The organism is Ruegeria sp. CDSC052, assembly GCF_059610685.1.
Genome location: NZ_JBXWOB010000001.1, coordinates 309,949 through 325,566, shown reverse-complemented (window position 1 = coordinate 325,566; position 15,618 = coordinate 309,949). Strand labels below are relative to the sequence as shown.

At 57.3% G+C, this 15,618-nt stretch carries 15 protein-coding genes; 4 read left to right on the top strand and 11 right to left on the bottom strand.

Annotated elements, in window-relative coordinates; all coding sequences use genetic code 11:
• Positions 1 to 90: 90 nt before the first annotated feature.
• The gene (infC, locus tag AC2FIM_RS01615; protein WP_246097134.1) at positions 91 to 672 is read left to right on the top strand and encodes a translation initiation factor IF-3; all 582 of its coding nucleotides are present in this window, start codon (positions 91 to 93) and stop codon (positions 670 to 672) included.
• Between the two features lie 48 nt (positions 673 to 720).
• On the opposite strand, the gene AC2FIM_RS01610 is transcribed toward infC, so the two are convergent.
• From AC2FIM_RS01610 to AC2FIM_RS01600, 3 genes are all read right to left on the bottom strand, one after another.
• Positions 721 to 1,110: a hypothetical protein gene (locus AC2FIM_RS01610; RefSeq protein WP_142634097.1), complete on the bottom strand. Its 390-nt coding sequence runs from the start codon at positions 1,108 to 1,110 to the stop codon at positions 721 to 723.
• Between the two features lie 73 nt (positions 1,111 to 1,183).
• Positions 1,184 to 2,500, bottom strand: a complete 1,317-nt coding sequence (locus AC2FIM_RS01605; RefSeq protein WP_271946848.1) for an aspartate aminotransferase family protein — start codon at positions 2,498 to 2,500, stop codon at positions 1,184 to 1,186.
• Positions 2,497 to 3,264, bottom strand: a complete 768-nt coding sequence (locus AC2FIM_RS01600) for a beta-keto acid cleavage family enzyme (protein ID WP_271946845.1) — start codon at positions 3,262 to 3,264, stop codon at positions 2,497 to 2,499. The genes AC2FIM_RS01605 and AC2FIM_RS01600 overlap by 4 nt, the downstream gene beginning before the upstream one ends.
• A gap of 84 nt (positions 3,265 to 3,348) precedes the next feature.
• On the opposite strand from AC2FIM_RS01600, the gene AC2FIM_RS01595 reads away from it, so the two are divergent.
• Entirely contained in the window at positions 3,349 to 4,248 is a 900-nt protein-coding gene (locus tag AC2FIM_RS01595) for a MurR/RpiR family transcriptional regulator (RefSeq protein ID WP_271946843.1), read from the top strand.
• 52 nt (positions 4,249 to 4,300) lie between these two features.
• Here AC2FIM_RS01595 and AC2FIM_RS01590 read toward each other — a convergent pair whose 3' ends face one another.
• The 5 genes from AC2FIM_RS01590 to AC2FIM_RS01570 all read right to left on the bottom strand — a co-directional run bounded on the left by AC2FIM_RS01590 (position 4,301) and on the right by AC2FIM_RS01570 (position 10,201).
• Positions 4,301 to 5,092, bottom strand: a complete 792-nt coding sequence (locus AC2FIM_RS01590) for an FAD binding domain-containing protein (RefSeq protein ID WP_271946840.1) — start codon at positions 5,090 to 5,092, stop codon at positions 4,301 to 4,303.
• Between the two features lie 94 nt (positions 5,093 to 5,186).
• A complete protein-coding gene (locus AC2FIM_RS01585) occupies positions 5,187 to 7,547 on the bottom strand; it encodes a xanthine dehydrogenase family protein molybdopterin-binding subunit (protein ID WP_142634107.1) in 2,361 nt (786 codons plus the stop codon).
• A 54-nt stretch (positions 7,548 to 7,601) separates the two neighbouring features.
• Positions 7,602 to 8,087: a (2Fe-2S)-binding protein gene (locus AC2FIM_RS01580; RefSeq protein WP_142634109.1), complete on the bottom strand. Its 486-nt coding sequence runs from the start codon at positions 8,085 to 8,087 to the stop codon at positions 7,602 to 7,604.
• A 147-nt stretch (positions 8,088 to 8,234) separates the two neighbouring features.
• Positions 8,235 to 9,236, bottom strand: coding sequence for a molybdopterin-binding protein (locus AC2FIM_RS01575; protein WP_496707826.1), 1,002 nt, complete (start codon positions 9,234 to 9,236; stop codon positions 8,235 to 8,237).
• Complete coding sequence (locus AC2FIM_RS01570) at positions 9,233 to 10,201, bottom strand: XdhC family protein (RefSeq protein ID WP_496707827.1); 969 nt, start codon at positions 10,199 to 10,201, stop codon at positions 9,233 to 9,235. The genes AC2FIM_RS01575 and AC2FIM_RS01570 overlap by 4 nt, the downstream gene beginning before the upstream one ends.
• A 225-nt stretch (positions 10,202 to 10,426) precedes the next feature.
• Here AC2FIM_RS01570 and AC2FIM_RS01565 point away from each other — a divergent pair, with 225 nt between their 5' ends.
• A complete protein-coding gene (locus AC2FIM_RS01565) occupies positions 10,427 to 10,927 on the top strand; it encodes a hypothetical protein (protein ID WP_496731711.1) in 501 nt (166 codons plus the stop codon).
• 3 nt (positions 10,928 to 10,930) lie between these two features.
• On the opposite strand, the gene AC2FIM_RS01560 is transcribed toward AC2FIM_RS01565, so the two are convergent.
• Together AC2FIM_RS01560 and AC2FIM_RS01555 are read right to left on the bottom strand one after the other, a co-directional pair.
• Positions 10,931 to 12,187 carry a vWA domain-containing protein gene (locus tag AC2FIM_RS01560; RefSeq protein ID WP_496731709.1) on the bottom strand — a complete coding sequence of 419 codons (1,257 nt, stop codon included), beginning with the start codon at positions 12,185 to 12,187 and terminating at the stop codon, positions 10,931 to 10,933.
• Entirely contained in the window at positions 12,187 to 13,095 is a 909-nt protein-coding gene (locus AC2FIM_RS01555; RefSeq protein ID WP_496677751.1) for an AAA family ATPase, read from the bottom strand. The genes AC2FIM_RS01560 and AC2FIM_RS01555 overlap by 1 nt, the downstream gene beginning before the upstream one ends.
• Positions 13,096 to 13,256: 161 nt before the next feature.
• Here AC2FIM_RS01555 and pyrC point away from each other — a divergent pair, with 161 nt between their 5' ends.
• Positions 13,257 to 14,294: a dihydroorotase gene (pyrC, locus tag AC2FIM_RS01550; RefSeq protein ID WP_281994693.1), complete on the top strand. Its 1,038-nt coding sequence runs from the start codon at positions 13,257 to 13,259 to the stop codon at positions 14,292 to 14,294.
• On the opposite strand, the gene AC2FIM_RS01545 is transcribed toward pyrC, so the two are convergent.
• Positions 14,291 to 15,586, bottom strand: coding sequence for an MmgE/PrpD family protein (locus AC2FIM_RS01545; protein WP_496677752.1), 1,296 nt, complete (start codon positions 15,584 to 15,586; stop codon positions 14,291 to 14,293). The genes pyrC and AC2FIM_RS01545 overlap by 4 nt on opposite strands.
• Between the last annotated feature and the right edge of the window lie 32 nt (positions 15,587 to 15,618).

The following is a 15,618-nucleotide window of genomic DNA, read 5'->3' as shown; positions in this document are numbered from 1 at the left end:
CGGCAAAAACGCGGGAATATCATGGGAAATTCACGCTGGTGGTCACTTATGCCGCTTGAATCGTCCCGCAGCCCAGTCTAAATTCCGGGCTTGAAATTCTGCAATCATCAAAGGAATGAACCCATAGCTCGCAGACCTCACAACGCGCCGCCACAGAGAGACACCGGCCCGCGCGTCAATGATAAGATCCGTGCCCCCGAAATTCGCCTTATCGGCGCCGAAGGTGAAAATGTCGGGGTGGTTCATCCCGCCAAAGCCATGCAACTCGCGGACGAAGCCGGCCTGGATCTGGTCGAGATTTCGCCGAATGCAAACCCTCCGGTTTGCAAAATCATGGACTTTGGTAAATTCAAATACGAAACGCAGAAACGCGAGGCCGAAGCGCGCAAAAAGCAAAAAGTCATTGAGGTGAAAGAGGTCAAGTTCCGGCCCAACACCGATACTCATGACTATGAAGTCAAAATGCGTAACGTGTTCAAATTCCTTGAAAACGGCGACAAGGTAAAAGTGACTCTGCGCTTCCGTGGTCGTGAGATGGCACACCAGAATCTGGGCCGTGAGCTGCTGGAACGTGTTGCCGTGGACACCAAGGAAATCGGCAAGGTCGAGAACATGCCCAAGATGGAAGGCCGTCAGATGATCATGATGATCGGCCCGCTGCCGCAGAAGTAAGCCCTGCGACAACTGCGTTATTCGAAACCCCCTCGGATTGAGGGGGTTTTATTTTGCGCTTCGGCTTTTGAGCCAGACCCTTGCGTCATTCACATCAAATGCCAACGAAATCAGGTCAATAACCAGTAGAAACACTAGAAATTTCGCATATCCGGTCGCCAGTTCAGCTTCGCTTGCAAATGCTGCAATCACGACGAAAACCATTGGCACCCAACATATTAGATGCGGAAATGCCATCGCTTTGCTCATCCCTCGTGTCGCCAGCATGATCGGAAGATTCAATGCCATCCCACCGATTGAGAGTGCTGCGATTAGAATACCATTTGGCTGATCCAGATACGCCAGAGGTGCCAGATTGGTCGGGATGAGCAGCACCACCAACCAGATCTGTACCCAAGCGGGCAAGTCCCGAAAACTCTTCCAGATGTCGACAATCATCATCGCTCCTTCAGGAATTGACCTTTTGTCGATACCCTATTGAGTAAAAAGAGAAAGTCAGATCAAAAGAGCGTCAGATCGCGGCTTTGAGTGCAACCCCCAGCTTATCAACCAATTCCTCAATCTGTGCGTCTTCGATAATGAAAGGCGGTGCCAACAGAATATGGTCGCCACTTCGACCATCGCGCGTGCCAGACATGGGGTAACAGATCAGACCAGCGTTCAATGCCGCCTTCTTGATCTTGCCCGCGAGACCAAGTGCGGGATCAAACGGTGTTTTTCCGGCCCGATCCGAGACCAGCTCGATACCGCGGAACAGCCCGCGGCCCCGAATATCGCCGACATTAGGGTGCTCGCTGAACGCAGTTTCCAGCGCAGATTGCAGTCTCTGTCCCATAAACTCGGCGCGCTGGGGCAGTTGTTGGCTCGTCAATTCCTTCAGCACCGCCAATGCCGCTGCAGTTGCCACCGGATGGCCGACATAGGTATGCCCGTGCTGGAAAAACCCTGACCCATTTTGGATTGCCTTATATATCCGGCTCGTACACAACATTGCGCCGATGGGTTGATAACCCGCCCCCAAACCCTTGGCGATGCACAGAATATCCGGGGCAATTCCATCGTGATCGCAGGCAAACAAATGCCCGGTGCGCCCCATTCCGCACATGACCTCATCCAGGATCAGCAAAACGCCATATTGATCACAGATTTCACGTATGCGCCTAAAATACCCTTCGACCGCCGGGACCGCCCCCAGCGTTGCCCCCACGACTGGCTCGGCCATAAACGCCATGACGGTTTCAGGGCCAAGACGCAAAATTTCGGCCTCCAACTCATCGGCCACCCGTTGACCATAGGCGTGGCTGCTCTCACCATCTTGCTTTTCGGCATATTCGTAGCAGGGCGCGATATGGGTCATTTCGATCAGCATCGGTGCGAATTGCGCACGGCGCCAGGCATTTCCCCCCGCTGACAAGGCCCCCAAAGTGTTTCCATGATAGCTTTGGCGGCGCGCGATGACGTGGCGGCGCTCGGGCTGACCGATCTCAAGAAAAAACTGCCGCGCCAGTTTGATGGCGGCCTCTGTTGCTTCGGACCCTCCGGATACGAAATAAACGCGATCCAAATCCCCGGGCGCATGATCAATCAGAAGGTCCGCAAGGGCTTCGGCAGGTTCGGACGTCATAAACCCGGTATGCGCAAAGGCGATCTTTTCAACCTGGCTTTGAACCGCCTCGATCACCGCCCGGTTTGAGTGGCCAAGACAGGACACAGCAGCATCACCGCAATCCAGATACCGCTTACCGTCAGCATCGATCAGATAGCAGCCTTCGCCGCCAACCGCGACCGGCAGCTGAGATTTCGTATGGCGTGGGAAAACGTGGCTCATGATCTATCCTCTTTCAATCTGGCAACAAGGGCCGCGACTGAGGCGGCGTTATTGTCCCAAGTGTCTCCGTTCCGATCTGCGATGCTGTTTTCAAATCCGACCCGGACATCACCGCCCAAGGACGCCGCATGTACCAGACAGTCATGCTCTTGTTTTCCAAAGGCACAGATCATCCAGGGCGAATCCCCGTCCGGAAACGCATCCAGATCCGAGGGCTTTGATTCCTGATCAGTCCGATAGCGCCCCAGAACAAGCAAACGGTCGGATTGCTGTTCGCGCACAACACCACGCTTTTGCCACCGTGTTAATAGGGCCGCATCTTCAGCGTCGTAAAGAATATGCTGAACCCGCGTCCCCTGATCCGCGCAAAGACCATAGATCCGGTCAGCCAGATCGTTATCGCGCGCGATTTCGCGGACCGAGATCGACGCCCAAGCCGGTCTAACCTTCCTCAGACATTCGAACTGGCTGCTTACATCAAAAATCCCTGCCGCCTCGGTTGTGATCTGGATGTCCAGGGCCGGAACCCACCGCCGAAGTTCGGCAAGTGTTTCCAGATACTGTCCCGCGTCCAAAGAGTGACGACCTTCTGTGTCCCGAATGTGCAGATGAAGACCGGCCGCACCGGCCTCATGGCATGCTCTGGCCGCTTCAAGAATTTGCGCGGTTGTGACAGGCAGGGCTGGGTGATCTGCCGCACCTCGGCGCGCACCATTGGGCGCCGCCAGAATGTAGGGTTCGGATTTCGACCGATGCTGTGACATTCCCTGCCCCCGTTTACCTGTTGCCGCATCTATGCAAGCGGCCTATGTTTTACACCTTCTTCTTTCATAACATATGTTTTTTTCATGACAGAGACCCAACGCCAGCTGACAGATCACCTGAGGAAAAACATCGACCAGATGCCGCCCAGACTTCAGGCGGCAGCCAAATACATCATAGATCACCCCGCGGATTTTGGCCTCGACCCGATACGGGTAACTGCCGAGAAGATCGGTGTCAGTGCAAATGTCCTTGTCAGGCTTGCCCAGTATATGGGCTATGGTGGGTTTCAGGCCTTCCGCTCTCCGTTCCGTCAAAATCTGGCGACGGATAACGAAGAATTCCTTGGCCCTGCCTGGCAAACCCACATGCACGCTGAAGGAGCCCATGGTCAACTTCAAGCCAAGCTTGCCCGCAACGAACAGAATGTCGTTGTCAGGTCGCTGCGATTGATGAGGCCCGACACAGCGCATCTGGCCATTGAACATATACTCGGGTCCCGCCGGTGCTTCGTAACAGCCACTCGTGCTAGTTACGCGCTGGCCTATTATTTCTCCTATAACGGGCGCATGGCGCACCCGGGCATTCAGTTGATCCCCCGCCACATTGGCTCGGCCACTGATGATCTGCTGGATGCCGATGACAAGGACTGTCTGCTGGCAATCACGGTCAGCCCCTATTCTGCGGAGACGATTAAATCCATAAGGTTCGCCCGGGAAAAGGGGCTTCGGGTCATCCTGATCTCGGACAGCGAAGTCATTGCGCCGGGTGTCGAGCCGGATGTCGCCTTTAACGTCAGCACAAGGTCACAACATCACACCTCGAGCTTTACCGGTGTCATGGCTGTGTTGGAATGTCTCATCGGCCATTTATTTGACGCCGGTGGTAAAACAGCAGCGCACCGCGTTGAGGCCTATCAAAAGGCGCGCGAAGATACCGGAGCCTATTGGCAGCCAAACAAGCTTCCGAAAATTCGCCGAAAATAGAAAAAGCCCCGAGGGACACACCCCGAGGCTTTGCGACTAAAAGCCGATTTACTTACATGCAGGCCAGCACAGCCCGCTTGGTCATCACACTGACCAGATGCGCGCGATACGCTTTGCTGCCATGAAGATCGCCGATCATGTTGGCCGGGTTGATGTTCAGCCCCATCAACGCGTCCGGTCGGAATTCAGTATTCAGCGCCTGTTCTGCTTCGGACCAGCGGAACACCCCATCCTCGCTGGCGCCCGTGACCGCCACACGCACACCGTCGGCGAACCGGGCCAGATAGACACCCACCAACGCAAAGCGCGAGGCTGGCTGCAAGAACTTCTGATAACTCGCGGCCTGTGGCACCGGAAAGCGGATGGATGTGATGATCTCACCCTCATCCAGTGCGGTCGAGAACATGCCATCAAAAAACGCATCCGCCGCAATCTGACGGGCGTTGGTCACGATCGTGGCCCCGGATCCGAGCACACCCGCCGGGTAACAGGCCGCCGGATCGTTATTCGCAACCGAGCCGCCAATCGTGCCGCGGTTGCGCACCGCCGGATCACCGATCTGACCGGCCAATGCGGCCAGCGCCGGGTATGATCCCGCTGCCTCTTGCGCAACAACTGCATGCGGCGTTGCGCCACCGATAGAAACCGACCCGTCATCCCCAACACAGACGCCCTGCATTTCGGGAATTCCGCTGAGCGAGACGAGTGCCGATGGCGCAGCCAATCGTTGTTTCAGCGTCGGGATCAGGGTTTGCCCACCACCCAACGCCTGCGCATCCTCAGCCCCTAAAGCGGCAACCGCGCCGGCTATGGTCGAGGGTTTCTCAAATTCGAAATTGTACATTTCGTCTTCCTTTCCGAAAGGCGCTGATCCGCCCTTCATCTGGCTATGAATATCTCGGGGAGCGCGAGGGGTTGACCCCTCGCACCCCAACCTCTCACCCGTGCATCGCGGTCCAGACACGCGATGGACTCACCGGCATATCGATATGATCGATGGCTTTGCCGCCTGAATTCAACGCATCCAGCACCGCGTTGACCACCGCAGGTGGTGAACCGATTGCCCCGGCCTCACCACAACCCTTCACACCCAACGGGTTATGCGTACAGGGCGTCTGGCTGGAATGATCCACCGCATAGAACGGCACATCATCGGCACGCGGCATCGCATAGTCCATGAAGGATGCGCTCAGCAGCTGACCGTTTTCGTCATAGGCACAGTTTTCAAGCAATGCCTGACCGATGCCCTGACCGATGCCGCCATGCACCTGACCATCCACGATCATCGGGTTGACGATATTGCCAAAGTCATCAGCGGCAGTGAAGGCTTCGATGGTGACCCGGCCGGTTTCGGGGTCAACCTCGACCTCACAGGCATAGGCGCCAGCCGGGAAGGTAAAGTTGGCCGGGTCATAAAAGGCGGTCTCCTCCAGCCCGGGCTCGACCTCCAGCGGAAAGTTATGCGGCACATAGGCCGTCAGGGTGACGTCACCCCAGGCCACCGACTTGTCGGTCCCTGCCACGCTGAACTGACCGTCCTTCAGCTCGATATCAGCCTCGGACGCCTCCAACAGATGCGCCGCGATCTTCTTGGCCTTGTCGATCACTTTCTCGGTTGCCTTGACCATCGCCGATCCACAGACCGCCAAAGACCGCGAGCCATAGGTGCCCATGCCAAACGGAATCTTCGACGTGTCGCCATGCACGATCTCGATCATCGACTCGTCGATACCGATCATGTCCGCCACAACCTGCGGGAAGGCCGTTTCATGCCCCTGCCCGTGGCTATGGGCACCTACCATGACGCTGATCGAGCCGGTGGCATTCACCCGCACAGTCGCCGCATCATACAGACCCGCACGGGCCCCCAGCATGCCAACGATGTTCGACGGCGCGATACCGCAAGCCTCGATATAACAGTTGACGCCCAGACCCCGCAGCTTGCCCTTGGCCTCGCTTTCAGCGCGACGCGCGGCAAAGCCTGCCAGATCAGCAGCGGACTCAAGCTTGTCCATCGTCCCATTATAATCGCCTGTGTCATAGGTCAGCGCCACCGGTGTGTCATAGGGGAACTGGGTGATGAAGTTCTGCCGGCGCAGGGCGATCGGATCGACACCCAGTTCACGCGCTGCCTTGTCCACGACCCGCTCCAACTGGAACGTCGCCTCAGGACGGCCCGCGCCGCGATAGGCATCCACCGGGACCGTATTGGTGAACATCGCCTTGACGTTGACCTGAATGACTGGCGTCTTGTAGTTGCCCGCCATCAGCGTCCCGTGCAGCCATGTCGGTACCGAGCTGGAGAAGGTCGACAGATACGCACCCATATTTGCATAGGTGTTGGTGCGCAGACCGATAAAGTTATTGTCCGCATCCAGCGCCAGTTCGATCTGTCCGACATGGTCGCGCCCATGCGCGTCTGACATGAACGCCTCGGACCGGCTCGAGGTCCATTTGACCGGGCGGTTACAAGCCTTGGCGGCGAAGGTGCAGAACGCCTCTTCGGCATAGTGGAAGATCTTGGTGCCAAAGCCGCCACCCACATCCGGCGCGACCACGCGCACCTTGTGTTCGGGCAGACCCAGAACAAAGGCACACATCAACAGGCGGATCACATGCGGGTTCTGCGACGTGGTATAAAGCGTGTATTCTTCGGTGCCGCGGCTGTACTCGCCCACCGCCACACGCGGCTCCATCGGATTGGCAACCAGACGGTTGTTCACCAGATCCAGCGTGGTGACATGGGCCGCATTGGCAAAGACCTCATTGACCTTGGCATCATCGGTTTCGCCCAACTGCCAATCATAGCAGATGTTGTTCTTCAGATCGTCATGGACCAGCGTTGCGCCTTCTTGCGCGGCGGCCTTCATGTCGATCACGGCGGGCAGCTCCTCGATATCAAGCTCGATCGCCTCAGCCGCGTCGCGGGCCTGTTCCAGGCTATCGGCGACCACAGCAGCAATCGGATCGCCCACATGGCGCACTTTACCCTGTGCCAAAATGGGATGCGGAGGTTCCTGCATCGGTGCGCCGTGCTTGTCGGTCACTTCCCAGCCACAGGGCATGCCGCCCACGCCTTCGAAATCCTTGCCGGTAAACACTTTGACCACGCCCGGCATGGCCTCGGCAGACGAGGTGTCGATACTGTTGATCCGGCCATGCGCGATGTCGGACCGCAGAAAATGCACATAGGCCTGGCCATGCACGTTGATATCGTCGGTGTAATTGCCTGCTCCGGTTAAAAAGCGCACGTCCTCGCGCCGTTTGGAACTGGCTCCGATGCCACTGTCTTTGGGCATTGCTTGTTCTCCTCCCTGAAAAAGAATTTTCGTCGAAAATTCTTTACGTCGGTATTACTCGGCAGCGATGCCGCTTACGTCCTGGCCCGATGCGGCCATGATCGCTTTGACAATGTTGTGATAGCCTGTGCAGCGGCACAGGTTGCCTTCCAGATACTTTCGAATCTCGGCTTCGCTCGGGCGCGGGTTCTCTTTCAGCAAGGCGGCGGCGCTCATCACCATGCCCGGCGTACAAAACCCGCATTGCAACCCGTGATGATCCTGAAACGCCTGCTGAATCACGTTCAAAGACCCATCCTCAGCGGCCTGGCCCTCAATCGTGGCGACCTCAGACCCGTCCGCTTCCAGTGCAAGCATGTTGCACGACTTCACCGCCGCGCCATTCACATGAACAACACACGCCCCACATTGCGCCGTGTCACATCCAACATGCGTTCCGGTCAGCGACAGATGATCACGTAAAAATCCAGACAACAACGTCCGACCCTCAACCTCTCCGCTAACAGACCTCCCGTTCACGGTCATGGTGACCTGTGTCATAAGTTCCTCCCATGTCATATTTTTCTCTGTCGAGTTAAACACGGGACTTATTGTTTGAGAACAAAAATTTCGCAGGGCGCCGTTTAGGACAGATCACAATGCCGAACAAATCGGCCCGATCTGGGTCTTAAATTGATGTCAAACGCCTTACCGCTTGATAGATGCGCGTGGCTGTGGCCGGGTCGGGATTTCCTTGAGCAATCCACCGACCCCCATGCCTGCAATATGCGCCGCTGTCGTTTCAATCCCGCAAGCCACGCGCGACAAAACCCAATCCGCACCGTTCAGTGCGGGAGAACGCGCACACCCCGGCAAACCGATTACAGGTCTGGCGTCCAGCAGACCGGAGAACAACAGGTTGCCCGGATCTACTGGCATTCCAAACCGATCCACCTGACCGCCTGCAACACGAACAGCCTGCGGCGCGACATCATGTGCATCCGAAGTTGCTGAGCCCGTCAAGATCAGGACAATATCCCCTTTAACACCCGTCAATGCAGCAGACAGCGCCTGAATCTCATGTGGCACCACCCGAATGTCATCCAAACCCATACCCAGGGCTTCGACACGCCCTCGGATTGCGGCAATACCCTTGTCGTTCGAAACACCTCCGGGGATGTCTGTGACGATCAGGCCGGCACTGCGAAACACCGGGCCAGACAGGCGCACCGCCCCTTGTGCCAGCGCCGAGGCACGCGCCACATCTTCGCCGGGGACGGCATAAGAAATGACTTTGATCGTCGCCACCATCCCGCCTGATCCCATCTGTTGATATTGGGGAACTGTGGCCACGGTAATCATCGGGTTAACCAAGTTGAACGCTTCCAGCGCCTGTACGTCCAGAACAGCGACTCCGGGGCCTCTCGCCAAGAGGTTAACGCGCCCTGTGAACGGCTCGGTGACGCGCAATCCCACGGTTGCCGGGTCCGGGGCCAAAGCCTCTGCCAAACTCCGGGCAGCGTCGTTTTCGTGACAATCACCGGGTTCCAGCTGCGCAACAGTGACCGAGGTCAACCCGGCGGCGGCCATTTCATCCAGATGAGTTTGCGTGAGCAAAAGGCCCTTACGCAGCTTTGTGTCTTGGGCTTTCACTGAATGCGCCAGAATTGCACCAGCGGCCTCGCGCAAAGGAACCGAGCCAAACTTCATGCTTTGCCCCGCAACACCGCAGTCATTTCGGCCAATATGGAAACCGCAATTTCCGCAGGATCGGCGGCACCGATATCCAAGCCTACGGGACCGTGAATCTGTGAAATCTGCCCTTCAGTAAATCCGGCTTCTTTCATCCGGGTGACGCGTTTCGCATGCGTTCGATTAGACCCCAGCGCCCCAATATAGAACACACCGACTCTCAGGGCGGCCTCTAACGCGGGATCATCCAGTTTTGGATCATGGGTCAGCAAGACAACAGCCGTTCGCGCATCCATTCCAAGCTTTGCAACGGCCTCATCCGGCCAATCCGTCAGCACGGTTTCCTGAGGGAATCTTGCGGCGGTTGCAAACGCATCTCGCGGATCCACAATCGCAGGGTCGTACCCCGCAATTCGCGCCATCGGGACCAGGGCCTGAGCAATATGAACGGCCCCGACCACTATCAACCGCAAGGGCGGATTGTGGACCGAAACAAATGTCTTCGCATCCTCTTCGAAACCGGACCGGTCCATGCGCATGCGTTCGGGATAACGATCGCGCTGCAACGCACGATGGCCGGATTCGATATTCACCTCATAAGCCACAGGCTCGCGCTGCGCGCGTGCAGCGACCAGATCGCGCAATATGCTTTCAGGAAGGACCGATCCAATAGGTTCGACCAGTACCCGAATTGTTCCGCCACAGGCCAGCCCGACGGCAAAAGCATCTTCGTCACTGACCCCGAATTCAAGTAGGCGCGCTTCACCCTCTTTGATCGCTTCCAACGCCTCGACAACAACCGCACCTTCGACACAGCCACCCGATACTGACCCCTCAAAGCGGCCATCACCTGCTATCACAAGCTGAGCGCCAACACGTCTGGGGGCACTGCCCCAGGTCTGAACAACCGTAGCCAGCGCAACTGGCTTTCCCGTTTCATACCAATCCAGAGCAGTCTCGGGGCTGTTGTCGAATCTGTCCATATCGCCCTCCTGGCGTTTCCCGCACCAACATAGGCAGGTTTGGCAGGATGAAAAGTAAACCATCAGGCTAACTCATGGGCCTTGAAAGAAATTCCAAATGCTATGCAAAGCCCCGCGGGTTTCAGCCGAACATCCCAAGCATTGATTGCCAGCCCTCCCGATTCTGACCTAAACGCGGATCATGCGCAGCTGTGACGCAGATAATTTTCAAAAGGAGACAGAGACTTGAAACACATTATTACACTCGGATCGGTATTGGGAATGCTAGCGGCGACAGTGGCCAGCGCAGATACCTTCCTGCGCTATGGCGAAGTGGACGGATGGAAAATCTTCATCGACGAAGACAAGAAATCCTGCCTGATCGAAGCTGTTGATGACGCGGAAAACGTGGTTCAAATGGGTCTGACCGAAGACCGCGGCGTGGGATATGTTGGCGTATTCACCAAAGCTGAAACCAACATCAAGCGTGGCGAAACCGAGGCTGTGGCGATCCTGCTGGGCGAAAACCTGTATCTTGGAGAAGCCACCGGCATGAAGGGCAACATCACCAAAGGCTATTCGGGTGGCTATGTGCTGTCGAATGACCCCAAGTTTGCCGAAGACCTTGCCAAACAGAAAGTTATGGTTGTGTTCCCCGAAAAGAAATTCGCCTTCACCGTTGATCTGACCGGTACGTACAAAGCGATGGAAATGGCGCGTAAGTGCAACGAAGAACAGCTTGGTTGAGACCTACTTCGAAAGCGCGGCCATCAACCGCGCTTTCTCACCCATGTCATCCGGTTTTGAGATGACTTTGGCCAGATCTTCCAGCGACGCAATGGAATGACCGGCCCGAAAGCTGTCAACATGGGGAAGCATCGCCGCCACCCCCTGCGCTTTTGGCGCAAAGCCATCCCAGCGCAACAAAGGGTTTAGCCAGATCAACCGGCGGGCTGACAGATGCAGGCGCTGGATTTCTTTTCCAAGCACCTCGGGTTCGCCCCGATCCAGACCATCCGTAATCAACAACACCATCGCACCCTGCCCCAGAACCCGGCGCGACCAGTCACGGTTAAAAGCGTGCAGGCATTCCCCGATCCGCGTGCCACCCTCCCAATCTTGCGCCTCGGCCCCTGCCGCCGACAGGGCAGCATCCACATCGCGTTGGCGCAGGTGCCGGGTGATATTCGTCAACCTCGTACCGAATGTAAACGCATGAACCTTGGCCCATCCCGCGCCTTTGACGTTTGAAACCGCATGCAGGAAATGCAGGATGATACGAGAGTACTGGCTCATAGATCCTGAAATATCGCAGAGAACGACAAGGTTCGGCCACCGTTGTTTCGGCTTCAAATACGCGATGTCCCGCAGTTCACCACCCTGCCGCATGGATGCGCGCAGCGTGCGGGCGCGGTCGATCCGATGCCCAAAGTGGCTGGCTTGGCCTCGGCGCGACTCGATTGGTTTTACCGGCAATTTGAGCTGTGCCAGAATGCGCTTGGCCAAGGCAATTTCTTCGGTGCTCATTTGCTCAAAGTCTAGATTGCGCAACCGTTCTTCCGAGGACGCGGTCCGCGACGCATCTATCTCCAGCTCAGTTTCTTCCTCGATGTCAGAGCTGTCAGGCAAGTCCCGTTCGACGCCGTCCAGCAGAGCCTCGGCCGCGCGTTTCTCTGCAGCTTCGGCCTTGCGCTCTTCCTGAACGCCGCGGATCGCGGGCAGCATCATGGACATCATGTGTTCCATGTAACGAGGGTCGCGCCAATACATGCGGAAAATCTGCGCAAATACTGCCCGATGCTCGGGTCGGGTCACGAAACAAGCGTGCAACGTCCAGTAAAAGTCGCGCTTCTCCGAGAAGCCCGCAACCTGAACCGCCCGGATCGCATCCACGACCCGACCGGTGCCGATGGGCAACCCGGCCTTGCGCAAAGCCCGCGCGAAATGAGTGATATTCTGCGCCAGTTTTGGGTTGTCGGGGATGTCGAGAGGGATCTGTTCAGCCATCAGGCAGGTTCCAGCGACGCCTTGGCTTCATCCAGAATGCGTTTCGCCTCGGACCCTTGCAGTTGCTGGATATCGTCCTGATATTTCAGGATCGCTCCCAGCGTGTCGCCGATCACTTCGGGGCTAAGGTTGATGACGTCCAGCGCCAGCAGGCATTTGGCCCAGTCGATGGTCTCGGCCACGCCTGGTTTCTTGAACAGATCCTCTGTGCGCAGGTGTTGGACAAAGGCGACGACCTCTCGGCTTAGCGCCTCGGCGACCTCGGGGGCGCGGGCGTTCAGAATTTCAATTTCACGGTCAAAATCCGGGTAATCGACCCAATGGTACAGGCAACGGCGTTTCAGGGCGTCATGCACTTCTCGCGTTCGGTTCGATGTAACGATGACAATCGGTGGCTCCGGCGCTTTGACAGTGCCCAATTCGGGAATGGTGACCTGAAAATCGCTGAGCGCTTCCAGCAGGAAGGCCTCGAACGGTTCATCCGTGCGGTCAAGTTCGTCAATCAACAGGACGGGTGCCCCGTTTTCATCCGGGCGCATGGCCTGCAGCAACGGACGCTCGATCAGGTAGTCGTCAGAAAACAATTCGGTCTGCAACGAACCCCGGTCAGCGCCGCCCGAGGCTTCGGCGGTTCGGATCGCCACCATTTGCGCCGGGAAATTCCATTCGTAAACCGCCGAGGATGCGTCCAACCCCTCATAACATTGCAGGCGGATCAGACGGCGGTTCAGACCAGCGGCCAGTGCTTTGGCGATTTCGGTTTTTCCAACGCCTGCCTCACCTTCTAGAAATAGTGGGCGGCCCAGTTTAAGCGACAAAAACACCACTGTCGCCAAGGCCCGACCGCAAACGTAACCTTGCGAGCCCAGCATTTGCTGCACGGAGTCAATGGAATCTTGCTGCGTCATGGAACCCTCTTTCTTTCGTTGCTTAACAGGTCATGCAAGCGCGGGGGCGTCAAGGCCCCGGCCCCGCCACCCTGACGCCATCGCAGCAAAGGGGCGAAGTTTTTGCACCAGATCCTCACGGTTTGGTTGGTCTTTGGCCGAGGCTGTGCTAGCGGGTGCGCATGACTGATACGCTGACCATTCGCCGCCCCGATGACTGGCATCTGCATTTGCGCGATGGCGCCATGTTGCAGGCCGTTCTGCCCGAAACAGCACGCCATTTTGCCCGTGCGATCATAATGCCGAACCTCGTTCCGCCAGTTGTGCGCGGCGATCAGGCCGCCGCATATCGCGACCGCATTCTGGCCGCCCTGCCCGAAGGCATGCCGTTCGAGCCGCTGATGACCTTGTACCTGACCGAAGACACCGACGCCGAGGATGTCGCCGCAGCCCATGCAAGTGGGCTGATCAAGGCCGTAAAGCTGTATCCCGCAGGCGCAACCACCAATTCCGCCTCGGGCGTGCGTGATTTCGACAAGGTCCGCCCGGTGCTTGAGAGAATGGCTGAGATCGGTCTGCCGATGTGTGTCCATGGTGAAGTCACCGATGCCGAGGTCGACATTTTCGACCGTGAAGAGGTTTTCATCGATACGATACTTGATCCACTGCGCCAGGCGACTCCTGGTTTGCGAGTCGTGATGGAACACATCACGACGGCTCAGGGTGCAAATTATGCGCAATCCGGTGGAGATGATCTGGCCGCAACAATCACGGCCCATCACCTGATCATCAACCGCAATCACATCCTGGTGGGCGGGATCAAACCGCATTACTACTGCTTGCCCGTGGCCAAGCGCGAGACCCATCGTCAGGCTTTGATGAGCGCCGCAACTTCTGGGATGTCTTGCTACTTCCTTGGCACCGACAGCGCGCCACACACAGATGCAAACAAGGAAATGGCCTGTGGCTGTGCGGGATGCTTCACCGCTACAAACACAATGTCCCTTGTGGCCGAGATGTTTGACAAAGCCAGTGCGCTGGACAAGCTGGAAGGGTTCACATCATTGAACGGACCTGCGTTTTATGGCCTGCCAGTTAATAAAGAAACCATCACCCTTACCAAGGGCGATCCCGTTGAATATCCCGACAAGATCGAAACTGACGACGGCCCGGTAACAGTATTCGAACCCGGGTTCCCATTGCACTGGCGCGTTGTCTAACGCGCCAGCATTTTCGCCAGATCGCGAGTCCGGCCACCGGTACGCAGCATCGACCAGATCGCGTCTGCGTCCTCGGCACCGATCAGCTTGGCCGCCTTGCTTCTGACCCGGTCTTCCCGGTCGGCCAATGTCATAGGGCCAAGCAAATCGTGGCTGGCCTGTTTTCGTGCCCCATCGCGGCGCAGCAAAGACAGATCCGCTTGAGTTTCAGACAGCGTCTCATCGGCTTCGACTGAAATCCGGTCCCGCAGCGATTGCAGGCGCCTATCCGCACATACCTTATCCGAAAAACTGTCTGGCAAGGCTGTGTCATATCCCAGCGCTTGCATAGCAATTACCGTCCGGTAGGAAAACTTGGCCCCCAACCCGGTGGTCGGAGAGGTTTGATTACACACTGTCATCCAACGTGGGTGGGTCTTGATCCTGATCTCGGCTACTTCGGGCTCTGCAATATCCAGGTCACGTGCGGCCTCTAATGCGGCGTGCAACCCATGACAGCAGGCATGAAACTTATGGCTTACATCTTTGAACAGCCACGTTTCTCCTATTCCATCGAGAGCAGCGGCCTGTTCGAACTGACCCATATGGGTTGCACCAAAACCATAGGGCCCCTCAAGCGCATCCGAGTTGGGATCAAACCCCTTGGATACCAACAGCGCAGCCTCAACCCCTGCAGCGGCAGCTAGCCCGGCATTATAGGGCTTCCCCATCGTGCCGAAATGAGCTTTCAGCCCTGCGGCGCGGGTGGCAGCCAGACCAAGAACCCGGCGCATCTTTTCCGTATCGAACCGCAGCACCCGGCCAGCGGCGACCGCCGCACCAAAGGCACCTGATGTCGCGGTCTGATGGAACCCGCCCTGGTAATGCGCGCGCCCCAGCCAAAGCCCTACGCGGATCGAAACCTCCATCCCGACAAGAGCGGCCTCAAGGACATCGACAAGAATCCGGTCGTCCCAATCACAAAGGGCAAAGGCCGCAGGCATAACTGCGACCGAAGGGTGCCCTATATGCGCAAAATGCGTGTCATCATAATCCAAAGCGTGGGAAATGGTTCCGTTAACCAAACCTGCTGCCCTGACGGGAGCCAGCCCCCCGCCAAACAGATGGGCCTGCGGGTTGCCCCCTTCATCCAGAACCAGTGCGCGCACGGTCTGAGATACGGGTTCGCTAACACCGACGCGGCCAACAACCACCCAATCCAGCGCAGACAGAGAGGTTACGAGACGGGCCTCTGACGAGGTCGCAACAGGCCCCGAGGCAAAATCGGCCAATGCTGTGGTAAAATCAGTCATGTGGCGCAGTCTAGCAAGCGCCGCTTTCGGGT